At 36.5% G+C, this 19,593-nt stretch carries 21 protein-coding genes; 13 read left to right on the forward strand and 8 right to left on the reverse strand.

Features of this window, described 5'->3' with window-relative positions:
* The first annotated feature begins 279 nt into the window (after nt 1–279).
* Nucleotides 280–1,086: a hypothetical protein gene (locus EKM60_RS10385; RefSeq protein ID WP_125715198.1), complete on the forward strand. Its 807-nt coding sequence runs from the start codon at nt 280–282 to the stop codon at nt 1,084–1,086.
* Nucleotides 1,087–1,142: 56 nt separating this feature from the next.
* On the opposite strand, the gene EKM60_RS10390 is transcribed toward EKM60_RS10385, so the two are convergent.
* Nucleotides 1,143–1,631, reverse strand: a complete 489-nt coding sequence (locus EKM60_RS10390) for a DUF2507 domain-containing protein (RefSeq protein ID WP_125715200.1) — start codon at nt 1,629–1,631, stop codon at nt 1,143–1,145.
* 139 nt (nt 1,632–1,770) lie between these two features.
* Between EKM60_RS10390 and murI the strand changes: the two genes are divergently transcribed.
* The 4 genes from murI to EKM60_RS10410 all read left to right on the forward strand — a co-directional run bounded on the left by murI (nt 1,771) and on the right by EKM60_RS10410 (nt 3,928).
* Complete coding sequence (gene murI / locus EKM60_RS10395) at nt 1,771–2,571, forward strand: glutamate racemase (RefSeq protein ID WP_125715202.1); 801 nt, start codon at nt 1,771–1,773, stop codon at nt 2,569–2,571.
* 2 nt (nt 2,572–2,573) lie between these two features.
* Nucleotides 2,574–3,173 carry an XTP/dITP diphosphatase gene (locus EKM60_RS10400; RefSeq protein ID WP_125715204.1) on the forward strand — a complete coding sequence of 200 codons (600 nt, stop codon included), beginning with the start codon at nt 2,574–2,576 and terminating at the stop codon, nt 3,171–3,173.
* A 66-nt stretch (nt 3,174–3,239) separates the two neighbouring features.
* Nucleotides 3,240–3,650 (forward strand): DUF948 domain-containing protein, encoded by a 411-nt coding sequence (locus EKM60_RS10405; RefSeq protein ID WP_125715206.1) that lies wholly within the window; start codon nt 3,240–3,242, stop codon nt 3,648–3,650.
* Nucleotides 3,651–3,652: 2 nt separating this feature from the next.
* On the forward strand, nt 3,653–3,928 hold the full coding sequence (locus tag EKM60_RS10410) for a hypothetical protein (protein ID WP_225427053.1): 276 nt from the start codon (nt 3,653–3,655) through the stop codon (nt 3,926–3,928).
* A 540-nt stretch (nt 3,929–4,468) separates the two neighbouring features.
* Here EKM60_RS10410 and EKM60_RS10415 read toward each other — a convergent pair.
* Nucleotides 4,469–5,569, reverse strand: a complete 1,101-nt coding sequence (locus tag EKM60_RS10415) for a M24 family metallopeptidase (RefSeq protein WP_125715211.1) — start codon at nt 5,567–5,569, stop codon at nt 4,469–4,471.
* 177 nt (nt 5,570–5,746) lie between these two features.
* On the opposite strand from EKM60_RS10415, the gene ccpA reads away from it, so the two are divergent.
* Nucleotides 5,747–6,748, forward strand: coding sequence for a catabolite control protein A (ccpA, locus tag EKM60_RS10420; RefSeq protein WP_057766552.1), 1,002 nt, complete (start codon nt 5,747–5,749; stop codon nt 6,746–6,748).
* A 25-nt stretch (nt 6,749–6,773) separates the two neighbouring features.
* Here ccpA and EKM60_RS10425 read toward each other — a convergent pair whose 3' ends face one another.
* The 4 genes from EKM60_RS10425 to EKM60_RS10440 all read right to left on the reverse strand — a co-directional run bounded on the left by EKM60_RS10425 (nt 6,774) and on the right by EKM60_RS10440 (nt 12,887).
* Nucleotides 6,774–7,073, reverse strand: coding sequence for a hypothetical protein (locus EKM60_RS10425; RefSeq protein ID WP_125715213.1), 300 nt, complete (start codon nt 7,071–7,073; stop codon nt 6,774–6,776).
* 95 nt (nt 7,074–7,168) lie between these two features.
* Nucleotides 7,169–9,877 (reverse strand): transglycosylase domain-containing protein, encoded by a 2,709-nt coding sequence (locus EKM60_RS10430; RefSeq protein ID WP_125715215.1) that lies wholly within the window; start codon nt 9,875–9,877, stop codon nt 7,169–7,171.
* A 123-nt stretch (nt 9,878–10,000) separates the two neighbouring features.
* Nucleotides 10,001–11,395, reverse strand: a complete 1,395-nt coding sequence (gene pepV / locus EKM60_RS10435; RefSeq protein WP_125715217.1) for a dipeptidase PepV — start codon at nt 11,393–11,395, stop codon at nt 10,001–10,003.
* 70 nt (nt 11,396–11,465) lie between these two features.
* On the reverse strand, nt 11,466–12,887 hold the full coding sequence (locus EKM60_RS10440; RefSeq protein ID WP_125715219.1) for a glycerophosphodiester phosphodiesterase: 1,422 nt from the start codon (nt 12,885–12,887) through the stop codon (nt 11,466–11,468).
* 71 nt (nt 12,888–12,958) lie between these two features.
* Between EKM60_RS10440 and EKM60_RS10445 the strand changes: the two genes are divergently transcribed.
* Genes EKM60_RS10445 through EKM60_RS10470 form a run of 6 tightly spaced genes read left to right on the forward strand, consistent with a single transcriptional unit; the run spans nt 12,959 to nt 17,205 of the window.
* Nucleotides 12,959–13,285, forward strand: a complete 327-nt coding sequence (locus tag EKM60_RS10445) for a hypothetical protein (protein WP_125715221.1) — start codon at nt 12,959–12,961, stop codon at nt 13,283–13,285.
* Between the two features lie 8 nt (nt 13,286–13,293).
* Nucleotides 13,294–13,905: a metallophosphoesterase gene (locus EKM60_RS10450; RefSeq protein WP_125715223.1), complete on the forward strand. Its 612-nt coding sequence runs from the start codon at nt 13,294–13,296 to the stop codon at nt 13,903–13,905.
* 4 nt (nt 13,906–13,909) lie between these two features.
* The gene (locus EKM60_RS10455; protein WP_125715225.1) at nt 13,910–15,286 is read left to right on the forward strand and encodes a bifunctional metallophosphatase/5'-nucleotidase; all 1,377 of its coding nucleotides are present in this window, start codon (nt 13,910–13,912) and stop codon (nt 15,284–15,286) included.
* A gap of 11 nt (nt 15,287–15,297) precedes the next feature.
* A complete protein-coding gene (locus EKM60_RS10460) occupies nt 15,298–15,837 on the forward strand; it encodes a YutD family protein (protein ID WP_225427054.1) in 540 nt (179 codons plus the stop codon).
* Nucleotides 15,837–16,613, forward strand: coding sequence for a TIGR01457 family HAD-type hydrolase (locus EKM60_RS10465; RefSeq protein ID WP_125715238.1), 777 nt, complete (start codon nt 15,837–15,839; stop codon nt 16,611–16,613). Before EKM60_RS10460 ends, EKM60_RS10465 begins: the two co-directional genes overlap by 1 nt.
* Nucleotides 16,606–17,205: a TIGR01906 family membrane protein gene (locus EKM60_RS10470; protein ID WP_125715230.1), complete on the forward strand. Its 600-nt coding sequence runs from the start codon at nt 16,606–16,608 to the stop codon at nt 17,203–17,205. The genes EKM60_RS10465 and EKM60_RS10470 overlap by 8 nt, the downstream gene beginning before the upstream one ends.
* A 48-nt stretch (nt 17,206–17,253) precedes the next feature.
* Here EKM60_RS10470 and EKM60_RS10475 read toward each other — a convergent pair whose 3' ends face one another.
* Together EKM60_RS10475 and EKM60_RS10480 are read right to left on the reverse strand one after the other, a co-directional pair.
* Nucleotides 17,254–17,904, reverse strand: a complete 651-nt coding sequence (locus tag EKM60_RS10475; RefSeq protein ID WP_164508388.1) for a DedA family protein — start codon at nt 17,902–17,904, stop codon at nt 17,254–17,256.
* A gap of 94 nt (nt 17,905–17,998) precedes the next feature.
* On the reverse strand, nt 17,999–18,991 hold the full coding sequence (locus EKM60_RS10480) for an NAD(P)/FAD-dependent oxidoreductase (RefSeq protein ID WP_125715234.1): 993 nt from the start codon (nt 18,989–18,991) through the stop codon (nt 17,999–18,001).
* A 76-nt stretch (nt 18,992–19,067) separates the two neighbouring features.
* Here EKM60_RS10480 and EKM60_RS10485 point away from each other — a divergent pair, with 76 nt between their 5' ends.
* Nucleotides 19,068–19,430 (forward strand): CvfD/Ygs/GSP13 family RNA-binding post-transcriptional regulator, encoded by a 363-nt coding sequence (locus tag EKM60_RS10485; protein ID WP_125715236.1) that lies wholly within the window; start codon nt 19,068–19,070, stop codon nt 19,428–19,430.
* Nucleotides 19,431–19,593: the final 163 nt, after the last annotated feature.

A 19,593-nucleotide genomic window follows, 5' to 3' on the forward strand; every position in this document is an offset into this window, starting at 1 on the left:
AAGTAGTACGAATATCGCTTAAAGCGGTGGCAAAAGTGATAAAAGCAGTTTGGCTTTGGTATACAAAAGCCAGCGTCTTGAGACGCTGGCTAGTGGAAGAGGCTTATAGCCTCAGAGAAAACCACCCGTTTTACGGGTGGTTTTTATTAGAATAATAATCTTTCCATGTAAATATATAATGTAAGCGATATTATTATTCTCGGAAAATACATTGACTTTTAGTCTGAACCTATTAAATAATGACCTTGTACAGTGTTTAAAAACAAGGAGTGGATATAGATGGACAAAATTGATGACAACTTTTATTTGAATGTTGATGATAAGGCATTAAAACAAAAAGTTATTAATGATATCTTTGAATGGCAAGCTAATATTCCAGTACAATTAGAGCGCGATTTGAAGAAACGTCATATTGAGGATAAAATCGTCTGGAAAGGCGCAGTTATTGGAAATATTAAAGATGAGAAATACTATGGTAAACGTAGTGTTTTGATGTTTTATTTTAATAACTATTACGTTATGAATGTTTGGGCAGATGTCACTGATCCAATTAAATTTTATATGGATGAATTCAAGGTTAAACCTAATATCGCTATTATTGGTTATGGTTTCTTGGAAGATAGAAACGTTACCTTTACTGAAGATAAACCGGTTGAAATTGCTTACAGTGTTGATAAATTCTGCATTGGTGATGGTATCGGTGATCCAGCAGAAATTTATGACGTAGTTTCAGACCTTATCAATACTCGTAAAGATGCAGTTAACAAAGAAGTTGAAAAGGCCATTAGCAAGCGTGATGAAGATTACGCCGGATCCAAAATCGATAAACGTTTCCGGAATGTAAAAGACATCGTCAGTCAAGGACCGATCCCTGACGGTTTCAAGTATCAATCACCAAAGATCTATATTGCAAATAATGATATTGCAGATTGCAAGAAAGCTTATAACGACTGTTTAGCTCAAGCATATGCTGATATGAACAGTGGCAGATATGACGCTTTGTTTAATGTCAAAGTTACTAGTGAACCAGCTAAAGATGACACTTGTGGTATGTATATCACCGGCGATGCCGTTGTAATTCACTAAAACAAACAAAAAGACGATCAAGCAGTTTTGCTTGATCGTCTTTTTTGTTGTAAACTTTAGTTTCGATCGATTTGAATTTTAATCGAAACACTTTGAGCTTTACTGTTAGTTGTATAAGTTCCCAAACAATAAGCATCAATCGTTTTTTCCACAGTCTCAGCAATTACTCCTGTTTCTAATGAGAATTCAGGATCGTCATTGTTTAAATTAAAACGTTGTTCGACTTCAGGTCCATTTAAAATATATTGATAGCTGGTTTTCGTTTGTTTAGCTATTTCTAAATCACCAAAACCAGCTTTAGTGAATAGTTCAGGAAGACTTTGCATATCTAAAACTAAGTTTCTACTGAGATTCTTACCTGCCCAATAGAGCATTTCAACGGAATCTTTTTTCAATAGATCTGAAAGAACAAAGTCGCGGAGCACTGAAACTGCAAAATAATTTTCGGTTAACTGTGAACCTTCGCCATTTTCATTTTCTTTGAGAACGTCGGGGATGTCACGTTCAGCTAACTCTGGATTTGTTTTTTTTGATTTTGCGGCCATTATTTTAACTCCTTTTTTATGACAATTTATTATATCATTAGGATAGTCGCTTTTTAAGTGATTGTAACAGATAGACTAAAAAATTTGGTTAAATATACAATTAAATCATTAAAGTGAAAATAAATTATAGAGGTGTATTATGAGCGACAACAGACCAATAGGATTATTAGATTCAGGTTTAGGTGGCTTAACCGTAACCAAAGAAGTTATTCGTCAATTACCAGACGAAGATATTGTCTTTATCGGGGATGAGGCAAGAATGCCTTATGGTGTTAAGACAAAAGAAGAAATTATCGGCTGCACTAGACAATTGGTGCAATACTTAATTGACCAAAATGTTAAAGTCATTATCTACGCTTGCAATACGGCCACTGCCAATGCACTGCCAACTTTACGAAAAGAGTTCTCGATTCCAATGATCGGGGTAATTGAACCAGGAGCAATTTCTGCAACACAAGTTACTAAAACTAAGCATATTGGCGTTATTGGAACAGAAGCTACTATTAAGGCTAAAAGTTACAGTACAGCCATTGAAAGCTTAGATAGTAATATTGAAGTTTTAGGTACTGCCGCTCAAGAATTTGTAACTCTTGTTGAAAAAGACATCGCCGATACTGATGTTGCTAAGAATAATATTGCTAAAACTTTGAAACCATATAAAGACAGCAATTATGACACCTTGGTATTGGGATGTACACATTTCCCAATGTTAAGAGATCAAATTCAAGAATTTTTGCCAAATGTTCAATTAGTTGATTCAGGAGTCGCAACTGTTACGATCACCAAGAAATTTCTAAAAGAAAATGATATGTTAACTGACAATAAAGGTTCTAAGATAAAATTGCATGCTACTGGCAATATTGACGACTTCAAACGTTTAGCAACACGCTGGTTGGCAACGGATATTGAAGAAATAAGTTTAGTAAATGTGGAGAAATAACAATGAAAGAAATTATAATTGCTACGAGTAACCCGAATAAGGCTAAAGAATTCAGAAGAATTTTTGATGAATCAGAAATTGAACTAAAAACTTTGCTGGATCTAAATGATGTACCAGTGATCAGAGAAACTGGTGAGACTTTTAAAGAGAATGCCCAAATAAAGGCACATACTGTGATGGAGCGCTTTAATTTACCAACCATTGCTGATGACTCCGGTCTTGAAGTAGATGCGTTATTCGGCCAGCCAGGTATCTATTCAGCAAGATATGCTGGTGATCATAATGATGCTGCTAACAATGCCAAATTATTAGCTGAATTAGGCGGTTTTCCTGAAGAAAAGAGGACAGCTAGATTTGTAACAACATTGGTATTCGCTAATCCAAATAATGAAGAAGATCTTGTCGTTGAAGGTGAAGTTAAAGGTAGGATTGCTAACTTTCCAGAAGGTGACAATGGCTTTGGATATGATCCGCTGTTCTATTTGCCAGAATTGAAAAAAACTATGGCTGAATTGACACTTGATCAAAAAAATGAGATCAGTCATCGTGGACGCGCTATTAGAAAATTAGAAGCAGAATGGCCTAATTGGATTAATTGGTAATTTATTGCTGTAACACTGTGATAATGCTAATATTAGATTGCTATTACATTTTAGGAGGAATTTGATATGACAGGTGGACAAATTGCAGGATTAATCGCAGCAATCGCTTTTGTTGCTTTGGTTGTTTACTTGGCTATGACGCTAGTTCAAACAGCTAAGTTACTTAAAGAATTACAAGGAACAATGAAAGAAACAACTAAGATGGTGGAAGTTCTCTCAAAGAATACTGATGATCTTATGAGTCAAAGCAGTCAATTAGTTGATAAGACTAATACTTTGATGGATGACGTTAACAGTAAAGCCGAGAAGTTGAACCCACTTTTTGAAACAGTTGAAAACTTAGGTCAAAAGGCTGCCGATGCTACAGCTGAAAAGCCAAATTCCGGATTTGGAATTCATAGTATCATGAATCTTGCTAGTGCGGCTTCAATTGTTAAATCAGTTGCCAAGTTTGTACCAAGAAAGAAGAAAGATTAATTATGAAAAACAAATTCGTTTTGGGACTAGCTTTGGGTAGTGCTGTGGGCTATGTTGCCTCTAAATATTTAACTAGTGAGTCAGGCCAAAAGTTATTGGAAAATGTCAAAACTATTCGCGGAGACTTTAACAATGGCGGTGTTGGTTTGGCTGATGCTAAACTAGTTGATTCTTTCAATGAGAGAACTGATGAGTTAAAACAACAAATGCTTGATACGGCAGACAAAATAAATGATGATTCTAATATTGTTTTTGACGAAGATGATATTAAGAAATAGGGCTGGGAGATCCAGTCTTTTTTTGTATTGTTAAATATGCCGTCTACAGAGCTGAAAAATATTCATTGGCTGTGCGGGACGGAGTAAGCCGCGGTCTTACTCCTCGGTTTTAAGCCTTGGAAGATCACCAAGTCTTAGAACTCGCCCGGTGCTGTAAGAACGGGAAATTCGCCCGTACTAACATCACTTTCACTGCCAATAAATATTTCTCAGCTCTTCCGACTAGATCTTTAAGTTTTAATTGAACATGAAAATATTTAGAATAGGTTACTCAATATTATATGTGGTACATAAAAAACCCCGTACATATACGATTAATTGGTATATGTACGGGGTAAATTTTTATCCAAGTTATATTAGCCGAAGGGTTTGAGCAATGGAACCAGTTGCGCAAGTGATGTAGAACGGTGATTTTCCGTTCCGTACATCACCGACGATTCTGAGATTTGCGCTAGCAAAGCTCAAAATCGAGTCCCAAGACCCAAGACTTGGGACGGTCGCGTAACAGGTGGAATTACTCAAAACCGTAGGCGGAAAAGTCTAGTTTATATATGTAAGTTCTTTGCTAGTATGTGTAAATGGTTCGCAACCATCGTCAGTAATGTAAACACAATCTTCGATTCTGACACCAGCAACTTCTGGAATATAGATTCCAGGTTCGATCGAGAAGCACATACCTGGTTTAAGTTCCATGTCGTTTCCTTCCATGATTGAAGGGAATTCGTGCTCTGATTGTCCCATACCATGACCTAGTCTGTGAATGAAGTATTCACCATAACCAGCCTTTGTGATCACGTCACGTGCAACTTTATCAAGTTCTGCGGCCGTGATTCCTGGTTTAGCGGCGTCCATAGCAGCATATTGTGCTTCTAAGTCAACTTTATAAATATCTAATGATTTAGCATCTGGTTTGCCAAAGGCAACGGTTCTGGAAGCATCACTGATATATCCGTTGTGAACTGTACCAAGATCAAACAAGATCAATTCATCTTTCTTGAGAGGATTCTTTTCAGCGGCACCATGCGGATTAGCAGCATTTGCTCCGGCTTGGACGATAGTGTCAAAGCTCATGTGCATAACACCTTTTTTCATCATAGCGTATTCGATCTCGGCTACAACATCTTGTTCCGTACGTCCTTCTTTAATGGCATTAAAGGCAACTGAGAAGGCGTAATCGGCTTCTTTACCAGCAGCAATCAATTCTTTGATCTCGTCATCAGTTTTGATCAATTTGGCATTTTCCATGTAGCGAGAGAGGTTTTCAGGGAAGTCAGCATTAGGAAATTGTTCTCTGATAGCTTCAAATTTGTCAACGGAGAGGTCATCTTTTTCGATACCCCAGTGTAGTGGGTTGGCAGTTACATCTTTGATATGTCCGGCAATAAGATCAAATGGTTTTTCATGGTCTAAATAACCGAAGACATCTTGATCCCAGCCAGCTTTTTTAGCAGATTCAACTTCAAGTTGAGGGGCAAATAAGAAGGGGTCCTTATCAGGGAAAACTAGTAGTGCAAGGATCCTTTCAACTGGTTCGCTATAGAAGCCAGTAAAATATTGAATATCTGTAGGATTAGAGATATACGCAATATCCAAATTTTTCTTAGCTAAGTATTCTTGTAGTTCTAATAATTGTTTCTTCATTTCCAACACTCCCTTTTTAAATCGAAATACAATTATGAGTATAACACTGAAAACATGATATTCTTGTTGAAAAATTATGAAAACTTGTCATATTAATATGGAAAACGCTTGCAACTAGGCTTATTTTCTGATAAATTAAAGTTATCTAAATGAAAATTTGAGAGAGTGAATATAAAAATGGAAAAAAAAGTAGTAACAATATACGATGTGGCTGAGGCAGCTAACGTTTCTATGGCAACCATTTCTCGAGTTGTTAATGGAAATGCAAACGTTAAGGAAGAGACACGTAAACGAGTTTTGGAAGTTATCGATCGTTTAAACTATCGTCCTAATGCGGTTGCTCGTGGTTTGGCAAGTAAGAAAAGTACTACTATCGGAGTTATCCTGCCTGATATTACAGATCTTTATTATGCATCACTTGCCAAAGGAATCGATGATGTTGCCTCAATGTACAAATACAACATTATTCTAACAAGCATCCAAGAATCAGTTGGTGATGAGGAACAAATCTTAAATAACTTACTTTCAAAGCAAGTTGATGGTTTGATTTACATGGGCAAACAATTATCAAAGAAATTAAAACGTACCTTGTCAAACTCAAAGACACCAATCGTTCTAGCCGGTTCTGTTGATAAGAATAATGAGGCCGCTAGTGTAAATATCGACTTCACTGATGCTGTATGCAGTGTAGTTAACCAATTAGTCCAAAACGGACATAAGAAAATTGCTTTTGTCGGTGGAAGTCTTGAAAACCCAATCGACGGCAAGTTTAGACTCGATGGTTATAAACGTGCCTTGAAGAAAGCCCATATTAATTTCTCATCTAACTTAGTCTTTGAAGCTGAATATTCAGTTCGTGCCGGAGAAGCTATGTGGGACGCAGTTAAGAACAGCGGTGCTACTGCTGCCTATGTTACAGAAGATCTTCTTGCTTCTGGATTATTGAACTCGGCTGTCAAAGCTGGTGTTAAGATCCCTGATGACTTTGAGATCATCACAAGTAATGACACGATCCTTTGCGAAGTAACACGTCCTAAGATGAGTTCAATTGAGGAACCACTTTATGATATTGGTGCTGTTGCTATGCGTCTTTTGACTAAGATGATGAATCAAGAACAAATTGATGAAAACACGATTAAGTTACCATACAGTATTGTAAAACGTGAATCAACAAGATAAATGTAAAAAAAATAGACCGAAAGGTCTATTTTTTTTGGTTAACATTTTCTTTATGAAAATCCCAGATAATGACAATAATGTATCCAAAGGTTATCAGCGTGAGACCGCCAGTTACCACAGCGTTCAATTCATAGGGAAGATCAACGAATCCAGTTAAAATTGAGTACAATGTGTTAAGTAAGACGACAAATGATAGTATCAATGGTTTATCGAAGATTTTAAGATTATTTTTAGTTTTATAAATCGTGACACCGATCATAAAGGCAATCAATAGGACCGCAACAACATAAAGGGTGTTTTGTAAAAATTCTGGACTGAAATACATAAATAGGCTCCTTTATTAATAACTCTATAATTCTATCATTGTTCAAGAACTAAAGAAATGGACCATCGAAATTAATCGATGGTCCATTTATATATTTATTCGGCTGATGGATCAACTATTCCAGTACCAGCCCCAGCATTTCCTGTAGAGGTGCCTGTGCTAGCTTCATCAGTAACATTAGAAGTTGTTCCGCCACTATTTCCAGTTCCGGAACCAGCTCCAGATCCGCTACCAGTACCAGTTTCAGAAGTACCATTACTTGTTGTAGAGTTAGTAGTTCTGGAATTACCGGTTGAAGTAGAATTATTGGTTGTAACGTCAGAAGAATCGTTGTTACTAGAGCTATTACTAAAGCCTGATGTACGTCCACTACCATTTTCAGAAGCAAGTTCGTCAGATGATTTAGAAGTTTCACCAACTTGTTTAACAACACCGTAATTGTTGCTTTTGCCAAAGTAATTGTCCCAGAAGAGTTTGTAATTCTTACTCTTCCCGCCAATGGCAAAGTCAGAATGTGACATTTCACTAGGTTTACCTTTGTAATAAAGGGAAGTGGTCATATGCTGGTTGACTTTAGCGGTCATGCCATTATATTCAACTGTTCCCGGTAAGGTACCAGTTTCTTTATCAACTTTATATGAGACGACTCCTTCGGGTTTGGTGAATTTCTTATGAACATTCATGACACCGGGTTTTTCTTTATAAATGGCATTAGCCATATTAGCCCATTGTTCTTGGTTAATATCAGTTGAATTACTTGCCAAGTTATAATTGTTTCCATAGAAGTTATCATAACCGATCCAAGATGCCAACGTGATGCCGTCAGTACTACCAATAAACCAGTTATCACGGTAATCATTAGAAGTACCTGTCTTACCAAAGAGGTTCTTAGTACTGAAGTTTGATTCATATGAAAGAGCGGAGGCAGTACCTTTGGTAACAACACCATGCAACATGTTCTTAATAATGTATGAAGTTTGTTTAGTAAAGACACGCTTCTTTGAGCCTTTATGTTTGTAAATAGTTTTACCAGATGGTTCAGTTACATCTTTGACAACATAAGGGTCAACATGGACACCCTTATTAGCAAAGGTAGAGAAGGCACTGGCTTGTTGAAGAACAGTTACACCTTTATCTAGACCACCAAGTGTGACACCAAGTTGACTATATTCGTGGTTAGTTAGGTCAATTCCCATTTTAGACATGTAAGACTTAGAACTGACACCTTTATTACGGATGTAGTCATATAAATTAACCGCTGGAATATTATATGATTCTTCCAAAGCTTCACGAGCTGATAGGAACTTGTTTTGAATGGTTTCTCCATAGTCAGTAGGTGAGTAGCCTTTATACTTAGTCTTAAAGTCAGCCAGCATTGATTGTGAACCGATCAATCCATTTTCGACCGCAGGTCCATAGGTGATCAAAGGTTTGATCGATGATCCCGGAGATCTTTTTGTATCAAATGCATGGTTCAATTGTGATTTCTTGAAGTTAACACCACCAACAAATGATAAGACTTGACCAGTTTTATTGTCTAAGAGGACAGAACCGTTTTGAACTGGTTCTGAGACTTTAATTGATTTACCAGTGTTAGGGTCTTTAGCATTATCTGTGTGAGTTGTACCAAAGTTTGCCTTATATTGTTGAGTTTGTTGATTCATAGCAACGTACAGATCCTTGTTGATCGTACTGTGGATCTTGTACTTTTTACTATGCAATTCAGTATCAGCTTGAGTGTAATACTTCGTATATAAGCCTTTATCCCTTTTGACAGTACTGTATTGTAAACCGTCATTTTTGACTAAACGTTTGATCAAAATAGTTCTAGCTTGTTCGGTCAAAGTATTATAAAGATAACCGTACTTAATAGTCTTAGAACTAACTTTAGCTGGTTTTTGGAAATCGCCCTTCAAATCAAACTTTTGTGCTTCGTTATATTGATTTTGACTGATTTTGTCATCACGATACATTCTATAAAGGACGATATTTTTACGTTTCAAACCTAAACTGTAGTCATCTTTTAATTTACCCTTTGTATCATAGGGAGTATAAATTGATGGACTTTGTGGGAGACCAGCGATAAAGGCTGATTCAGCCAAGTTTAAGTTCTTTGCGCTTTTACCAAAAAGTCCTTGAGCGGCAGCTTGAACACCTTGAATGTTTTGACCCTTATTGTTGCGTCCAAAAGTAGCGGCATTCAAATAGTCCTCTAGGATCTCATCTTTGGTAAAGTACTTGTCGACACGCATAGCTAAGAAAATTTCAACGGCTTTACGTTTCCAAGTTGTCTCAGAAGAAAGCAGCTGCATCTTGACAGTTTGCTGAGTCAAAGTTGATCCACCAGTTTGCGCACCAATACCAGTAATATCAGAAATAATTGCACGCACAATAGATTTAGGAACAACACCATTGTGATGGTAAAAATCACTATCTTCGGTTGAAACGATGGCCTCTTTTAAATAAGGCGACATTTCAGAAAGATCGATGCTTTTACCAGTTAGATCTTTTTGGAGATCTTCGACTTTTTCACCGTTAGCAAAATAGAGTGTGGCAGAATTGTTAACATCTTGTAATTGCGATTGCATTTCGTGCTTAGTGGGTACTTGAACTTGACTAGTTAGTGCTGAAACATAACCAACACCAAGTCCGAATCCGAGTCCCATCAAAATTAGTATGCCAGCTAAGGAGTAGAGAATGATTCGTCGAATTACCTCTATCGTTAGATTGGCTCTTGTAGCAAAGTCAGACCAGCTTTTGATGCTCTTAAAGCTTTGGACAATGCTATTCCATAAATTTTTCACTTTTAAATAAGCCCCTTTAAAAAGTTACATATGCTTAATTATATAATAAAAACCTTTCATAAGTGCAAAAACAAAAAAAGTTCTATGGCAAAAGGCTCTCCATAGAACTTTTAAGGATAAAAATTATTTGATTAAACGATAGATAGCATCGGCAAAAATTGCTGTGGCTTTTTGAAGTTTAGCTAGGTCGATGTATTCGTTTGGTTGGTGCATAACATTCTCATCATTAGGGAACATGGCACCAAAGGCAACGCCTTTTTTAAGGATACGTCCGTATGTACCACCACCAACTGTATAAGCAGGGCTGTCATCACCGGTGTGATCTTTGTAAGCACCAAGTAGTGTTTGAACCAATGGATCATCAGCTGGAACGAAGTGAGGTAATTGATTATGACCCTTGATCGTTGCAGAAACACGTTTAGGTAAGTTTTGATTGATCTTGTCAGTTAGACTTTGTCCATCATCACCCTTTGGATAACGAATATTCAGTAAGATAGATGCATTATCATCATCAAATTTGAAGATATTAGGTGAAAGAGTTAGATCTCCCATAACTTCATGAGTATTGGCAATTCCTAAAGCCTTACCGGCGAAGTCCAAGTGTAGATCTTCAGCAATGAAATCGAAATAAGGTCTTTGACGATCATTTAAATTTAATTTAGTAAGGAATGTTGCTAGATAAGTTGCGGCATTGATACCAACTGCAGGTTGCATAGCATGTGCACCTTTACCAATGACATGAATTGTTGCTTCATCATCAGTTAAATCGATTGAACCTTTAATTTCGGGATGACCCGTTAAGAATTGTTCAAATAGATCTTTTAGTTCATCTGATTTGATTTCGTTGAGGTCGATCACAGCATCAGCATTTTGAGGAACCATATTTGCTACGATACCACTTTCAAACTTCTTAACTAAGCCGTCTGATGGGTTAGGGAATTGAACATCAAATGAAACGATTCCTTTTTCACCATTGATAGCAGGAAATTGAGCGTCAGGTGAGAAGCCAACTTCTGGCATTGTTTCGGACTTCATGTAGTGGTTGATACCAGTCCAGTCATTTTCTTCATCAGTACCTAAGATAAGTTGAACTTTCTTGCTGACAGGCAAGTTTAGTTCTTTGATAACCTTTAATGCATAATAAGCACCCAAACCAGGTCCTTTATCATCACTAGCACCACGTGCATAAAGTTTTCCATCTTTGATAACAGGTTTAAATGGATCTGTTTCCCAGCCTGGACCTTCAGGAACAACGTCAACGTGAGCAAGGATACCAACTGCTTCACCTTCACCGTATTCAATACGTCCAGCTAAATTATCAACATTTTTTGTTTCAAAACCGTCTCTTTTAGCAAAACTCAAAAATGTTTTAAGAGCTTTTGCAGGTCCAGGACCTAGTGGATATTCCTCAGTTTTATGTTCAACATCTCTTTGACTGTTGATACTTACTAGTTCTGATAGATCATTTAGCATCTCGTCTGAGCGATGTGCAATTTCTTTTTCCCAATCTATAGCCATGTTTTTAAAAAGCCTCCCTATGGAAATGTTCTTTTAATTCTACCAAATGATTAAGTCGATGGCGAATTTATTAAATTTGATTGATCGAGTTGTTGTCGTTTTTTATTGGAAAAGTCAAATTCAAACTATTGAAGTCACGTATTAATTTAGCACGTTTTAAGTGCTGATCAGTACTGGGTCTAAGATATAAATTGTTTTCCAATAAGTCAAGGTTCTTAAACCTCTGACCAGCTGGTAGATCGTAATAGCTTTGTTCACTATCATTACCAAGATAGTTTTCAGGATTCAATTGGATCAAGACATCTTTAGCGTTGATCCAGCCGTTTGGAAGTTTAATCCAGACCTGTGTACCGATCTTTTGAACGGTCAATATACGTTCTGGTTGATTAAACTCTAAACGATCGACAATGCTATTTTTCTTTCGTGGATCGTGATACAAATAATTATTTTGTTCTTGTCCTCTGAAGACAGCTTTAGCACCGAAGTAAGGACGTAATTCACGTAGAGCGGAATCAGAATTGAATCCTTCAGCATTAGCAAATGAGTTTTCACCCAGTTGAACATATTCCTCGCCATGAAACTTGATGATATTTGTGATGTGGAATCCGTCTAAGGGATGCACCTCATGTTTAGTTTTGACCAAACGATATGGATTCTCATAGATTGGTTCGTCTTTTGTCCCCAAGTAAAAGACATTTTGATTGAGAACTTCACTTTGAGATTGATTCTTTAATTCTCGATATTCATTACCAGTAGCAGGATAGTTAGTGACGACCCCGTCGATCGGCATGTTTACCAAGGTATTCCATTTGCTAGGAGACTCATTCATTTCGTCCCAAACATAAACGGACTTGTTCATTGCATGTAAAGCGTTGATAATGTCAGGTGTAACAATATTTGAGGATAGATTGACACCAGTTACATATTGCAAGACGTCAAAGTTAACTCTTTTAGTTGTTCCAGCAATGAATATCCGTGGGATGTCTGGCATTAGTTCAGCTTCATTTTGCAAACTCTTAGTAGAGAATGAATGGAACATTACTCGATGCTGCATGCCATATTTATCAATCGAAGTTTTTAAAAGATCCTCCATATTCTGAGGATTACCTTTTTTAGTTTTCTTAGTTTCAATCAAGAACTTAGCCCTGGGATTGTTTTTATAATGTGCAAAAACTTGGTCAAGACTGTGGATGGGTTCACCGTTTTCTTGATTCAATTGACTTAGAGTGGAGAAGTTCTGTTGAGAAACAACCATTGATGTACCCGTGATGCGGTCGAGGTTTTTATCATGAGAAACAACCAGAACGTTATCTTTAGATACATGTAGGTCGAGTTCCACATAGTCGGCTCCCTCAGAAAAGGCTGTATTGAAACTTTCAAAAGTCTCTTCAGGTGCTTTGATAGGGTCACCACGATGTCCGATGACATCAAAACCACTCATTAAAAAGAAAACTGAAAGCGACATGAAAAGGATTATTTTTTTTGAGACCATAATTAACTCCCTAGCTTTTTAGATATTATATACTAAATATGTAGTAATAATTTGTGAGGTATTAAAGATAAATGAATAATGAAAAGCAAACGCTTGATATAATTGAGCAGATAACAAGAAACGATGGAACTAAGTATTATGAGTTAGCCAACGTTTTGATGAACGGTAGGGCAGAGAAGGCTGCCGAATTAGGAATGATCAAAGAGGTTAGAATTCTAAAGTTGAACATTCCCCACTCTTCAGCGGTGGCAGTGTACGAAGACTACGTAAATGCTAACTATACCGTACCTCCGATGAACCTTAAAGAATGGGTCGAATATGACAAACCGGAAGGTAAAGTACGTGATGCCTTTAATGACATTCTAAAAGCAAACAAAATTATTTCAAAGGAAGAGTGAGTATAACAATGAATTATTTTATATCAGATACTCATTTTTATCATTATCAATTATTAGAACCAAACGATTTTGCACCAAGACACTTTGACAATGTGGAAATGATGAATCAAGCAATGATCGATGCTTGGAATCAACGAGTACATGAAACGGATACAGTTTATCATTTGGGTGATATCTCAATGAGACCACAAGACTATCCAACAGATGAAGAAACATTTGATATATTGAAACAATTAAAAGGTCACATGGTTTTGATCAAGGGTAATCACGATTACCGTTCACTATTCAAATTTTTGGACAAACACAATCAGATCATGGAAGATGGATTGCCTAGATTTAAATTTGAGGATGTCGGTGCACTATTAAAATTCGACCATAATCAATTTTACTGCACCCATTATCCAATGTTTTTGGGTAAAGTTGACCAGATCATTAATCTTCACGGTCATATCCACCATTACAGTATGCCAACAGCTGAGAACATTAATGTTGGAGTTGATGCTCCAGAACGTGATTACTTATCAGAGAATTTACCATGGGGTTCACCTTTACGTGGTGAAGAGATAATTGAAATGTACGAAAAAAAGAAGCAGGATTTAGCAAGACTACAAAGAAAGTAGGAATATGATGGAGACAATTAAGATTATCCATACTAACGATCTACATTCTCATTTTGAAAATTTTCCCAGAGTTAAACGCTTCATTGAAGATAAGAGAGAAAAAAATTCAGCAGATGAATTCTACTTATTCGATATTGGGGATGCCATGGATCGCGCACATCCGCTAACTGACGCTACCGATGGACAAGCTAATATTGAGTGGTTGAACAGTTTAAATTACGATGGCGCTACGATCGGAAATAATGAAGGACTAGGAAATAGTCATGCCGAATTGAGTCACCTATATGACAAAGCTAATTTTCCAGTTATTTTGGGTAATCTTTTTGAAAAAGAAACCGGCGAACTGGCTAATTTTGCTAAACCATACAAGATAATAGAAACTAAAAAACAGACTAAAATTGGCGTGATCGGTTTAACTGCACCTTACATTTTGACATATCCATTATTAAACTGGGATATTCACTTGATCCAAGAAACCTTGCCCAAATTAGTTCAAGAGTTAACTGATCAAAAATGTGATGTTATAGTTTTGTTGTCACATTTAGGAGTTTCCATGGATCGTCGGATAGCCGGTAAGTATCCACAAATAGATGTCGTCATTGGCGCACACACACATCATTTATTTGAAAAAGGTGAGATGGATAATGGTGTCTTATTGGCCGCTGCTGGCAAGTATGGTCAAAATATTGGTGAGATCAATTTAACTTTAGACGACAATAAAAAGGTAACTCACAAAAATGCTGTGACTACTAGAACTAGTTCTTTGCCAGAATTACCTGAAGATAAGAATTGGATCGCTCAAAAACTCCATCAAGGTGAGACGCTATTAGATGAAGAAAAAGTAGCAAAAATATCTCAGACCATGAGCCGAGATATTACTAAGCCGAATCCTGTGATTGAAGAAGGGTTAACAGCCATCAAAGAATATGCTGCTGCCGATGTTGCAATCCTTAGTTCTGGTTTATTTTTGCAGAGCTTACATAAAGGTGTGGTCACTAAAAATGATTTGCATAAAATGCTGCCGCACGCGATCCATGTCATGAAAACTAAGATGACCGGAGAAAATGTCTGGCGTTTGATCATGGAGATGGAAAAGAACCGAGCCTTTCTCCGTAACCATCCACAAAAAGGTATGGGATTTCGTGGAAAGATCTTTGGTGAATTAGTGTATCGTGGCATTAGTATCGATGATAAGAAGAATGTCTACATCAATGGTGAGGCATTACATAAGAAGAAAGAGTATACTTTAGCTTTATTGGATCATTATTTATTTGTACCGTATTTTCCTTCTATAGAAATAGCCGGTAATAATGATATTTTGTATCCTAAATTTTTAAGAAGCGTATTTGGAGAATACTTGAGTAAAAAATATCCGATTTAAGAGGTGATCCTTTGCAGGAAATAGATGATAATACTGCATCTAAGCAGGCAAAAGTAACAATTTTGACGGATGAGATTATTACCATCAATGGAAAAAAGTATCGTTTAGTTGAAAATCATGAAAATGGTTTTGATGAAGAGAAAATTGAAGAACGTTTCAATACGGTACTAGATAAATTTGATTATGTTGTTGGTGACTGGGGATACGATCAGCTGAGATTTAAAGGATTTTATGATGATCAACGCCCAGAGAGTGGGATCGACAATAAAATTTCTCATCTAGAAGATTATTTGATAGAGTTTTGTAATTTTGGATGTTCATATTTTGTTTTGGAGAAGGAGAATAAGCCTTCATTTAAGAAACGTAATAGTAAAAAGCCTAACCGTAATAACCGTAAACCTAGGAAAAAACGTCCAACTAATGCAGCTCCACACCATAATCACAATAATAATAATACTAATAAAAAAGCTCGTCCTAACACCAATAACAGGCGTAAACGAGCTTCAACAAGTAAATTTAAAATCAGAAAAATAGGTGAGAATAGTAAATGATGGATTATCAAACATATCTAATTGATTTAGACGGTACGATGTATCGTGGTAAGGATAAGATTCCTGAAGCTAAGATCTTTATTGACCGTTTAAACGAAAAGCACTTAGACTATTACTTTTTAACTAACAATACGACTAAGACTCCACAACAAGTGGCTGATAATTTGATGAACAACCATCAGATAACAGCTGATGCAAAACATGTTGTGACACCTTCTTTAGCTACAGCTGATTATGTTAAAAACATGTTCGAGGATGACGCGTCTAACCATTCAGCATACGTTATTGGTGAGTATGGTCTTAAAAGTGCCATCTTTGGCACAGGGATCAAGCTAAATGAAGTTACTCCAGATGTTGTTATTGTTGGATTAGATTACGACGTTACATATCATAAATTTGAAATGGCTACCCTAGCAATCAAACGTGGTGCCTTTTTTATTGGAACTAATGCTGATACTAATTTGCCCAATGAACGTGGATTAGTTCCTGGAGCTGGTTCAGTTATTTCCCTTGTTGAGACATCAACACAACAAAAGGCTAAGTATATCGGCAAGCCAGAACGTGACATTGTTGACTTCGCAGTTGCAGAAAAGGGCTTCGACCCTAAGACAGCCGTAATGGTTGGCGACAACTATAACACTGACATAAAATGTGGATTAAATGCAGGTATCGACACGCTCTTAGTCTATACAGGAGTAAGTACACACGCTGATATTGCTAAAGAAGCTAATAAGCCAACTCATCAAGTAGAAAGTCTGGATCAATGGGATGTCTAATAGTCAAAAGGATACAATTTACACAATTGTATTAGCTTTTTTCATCTTCACATTAGCAATTACCGTGACGATTTTTGCTAGTTATCCACTATTTATGTTTGCTATCAAACACTACTATTTGGAACAGGCAGTAAACTTAAGCTTTGGTAAGATCATGCATAATTATAGTCAAATGATGAATTATTTGATCAATCCTTTTAGCAGTCAGTTTCATTTAAGTGATTTTCAATCATCCGTGGCAGGACGTACTCACTTTGCTGACACAAAGACTCTTTTTATGCTGAATTTTGGTGTTTTGATTGCTTCAGGATTATATCTGTGGTTTCAACGCCAAAAGCGAGCATATTTTAATCAAGTTTTTAAGTACATCGCTATTGCCGGAATAATTCTAGCAATATTAATGGCAATCAACTTTGATGGATTCTTTGTTGTCTTTCATGAAGTTTTATTCAGAAATAGTGATTGGTTATTTGATCCAAGTAAGGATCCAGTCATAAATGTTTTGCCAGAAGAGTTCTTCACACAGTGTTTTGTATTGTTCTTTATCTTATTTGAGGGACTAAACTTTTGGAAATATAAATCAAAGAAATAAAAAAAGGACTTTGCAATTTACTTAATCGTAAATGCAAAGTCCTTTTTGCTATTCTTCGGTTGAAACTTTTTTCTTACGGCTCTTAAGCGCTGTGATCAAGACAGGGATCAATGATACAAGAACGATTCCTAGGATGATCATTGAGAAATGTTCCTGTACGACAGGAATATTACCAAATAGATAACCGGCTAATGAACAAACCAACACCCATAGAAATGCTCCCAATACATTAAATTTAAGGAATTTAGTGTATTTCATCGTTCCACTACCAGCTACGAAAGGAACGAAAGTTCGAATTAATGGAATAAAACGACCAATTGCAATTGTTTTACCACCATGTTTCTCAAAGAATCTATGTGCTTCATCAAGATGCTCTTTATTTATTAGCTTGCTTAAATACTTATTCTCCGTTGCAAATTGTCCAAAATGTTCACCAATTTCATAGTTCATTGAATCACCCAATGTCGCCGCTGCAAAGAATATCAAGAACATAAGCAGAGGGATCAATCCATAATCAGGATTAGCAGCCAATGCCATAGCAGCAAAAATCAACGAATCTCCGGGAAGAAAGGGTAAAATAACGACCCCAGTTTCAATGAAAATAATTAGAAATAGTATTAAATACGTCCATAGTCCAAAATTATTAACGATATTGACCATATGACTATCAATATGCAGAATAAAATCAACTAGGCTCATTACATAACTCAATCAATCAACTCCAAAATTTTCAAATTAAACTTCATTATACTATCTTAGCTTAAATTAAGTTTAAAAAATCGAAAAAATTTAATTATTGTTTAAAGAGGGATGTACTGTGTTCAAAATAATCTCGTTCAGGGTACATGTTACGTAAGGCTTTTGTAACAGCAATCGGGCCTTCGGCAAATGCAGTTGCAATTAATTGAAGTTTACCCGGGTATGTAATAATATCTCCGATAGCAAATACATTTGGCAGATTAGTTTCCATCTCACGATCGACTTTAATAAATGGCCCTTCGAGATCTAAATTCCAATCGTGTAAGATCTTTGTGTCAGAAACGAAACCGTAATTTACTAATAGCTTATCAATCGTGATGGTTTTGATTTCATCCGATTTGATCATCTTCAAAGTAACATCAATTTTTTCGTGGTCGTCTTGGTTAAAGTTAACATCCTTGATGATGTATGGGTTAAGTTGTTCAACGTCAGACTTATTGAGATCAGAGACACTAGATTCCATAGCACGATACTTGTTTCTTCTATGGATCAGTGAAGTAGAGTTTGCCACGTTGGTCAAATGAATGGCCCAGTCAACTGCTGAATCACCGCCTCCGGCAATAGCCACGTCCTTGTCGCGGAATTCCTCAATGCTATTTACAAAGTAACTGAGATTGTTTTCTTCTATTAGAGGGTCATAATCAAAAGTTAATTTGCGAGGCTTGAATGCACCGTTACCGATAGCGATGATGATACTCTTTGCATCAATAGGTTCTTTGTTAGTAGAGATGTGCCAGATGCCATCGTCAAGCTTTAGATTATTAACAGAAGTATCTAAGTATTCATCACAGCCTAGAAGATGTAACTGATCTATTAATGATGTTGCTAATTCGGCACCAGAGATTTTAGGCAGAGCTGCAACGTCATAAATCTCTTTTTGAGCATAAAGTGTCTCAGGCTGTCCGCCTAATTTAGGCAAACTTTCTATTAAAGCAACGTTTAATTTGCGCATGCGAGCATAGTATGCGGCAAAGATTCCAGCAGGACCGCCACCGATAACAGCTATGTCGTAGATTTTCTTATTCATATATGTCACCATTCTTTTTAATCTGTTAGAATATATTGTTGCATAGAACTGAACTAAAAATAAAGGAGGTAAGCTCATGAAAATAGGAGATAAACTCTCAGGACAAGTGTCAGGAGTGCAAAAGTATGGAATCTTTGTAAAACTTGAAAATGGACAACAAGGCTTGATACATATTTCAGAGTTGCGTCATGGTTATGTGCCTAATGTTGAAAACATGTATCGTATTGGTGACAAGGTAGAAGTAATTGTAATGGGAATAGATGAATTCAATCAGAAGATAAGTCTATCTATTAGAGCTTTACATAAGCAGAAGGTAGGACGTCCCATTTTACACAAACACTTCTGGACCAATTACAAAGACAAGATTGGTTTTCAAACAATTCAAAGCCAAAGAAAACGCTGGATAGATGAAGCAATCAGTGAAATTATAGAGAAATAATAAAAAAATCACATTTTTTTTCAAAAAGGGGTTGCAAGACGCAATTCTAATTGGTAATATATTACCTGTTGTTGCGACAGAGCAACGGCGACAACGTATTGATGAGTTCCTTTCATCTTTACCTTCAAATAATTATTTTAAAAAGTTGTTGACATTAACTTGT

Origin of the sequence: Companilactobacillus kedongensis (genome assembly GCF_003946625.1) — a bacterium.
GTDB classification, from domain to species: Bacteria; Bacillota; Bacilli; order Lactobacillales; family Lactobacillaceae; genus Companilactobacillus; species Companilactobacillus kedongensis.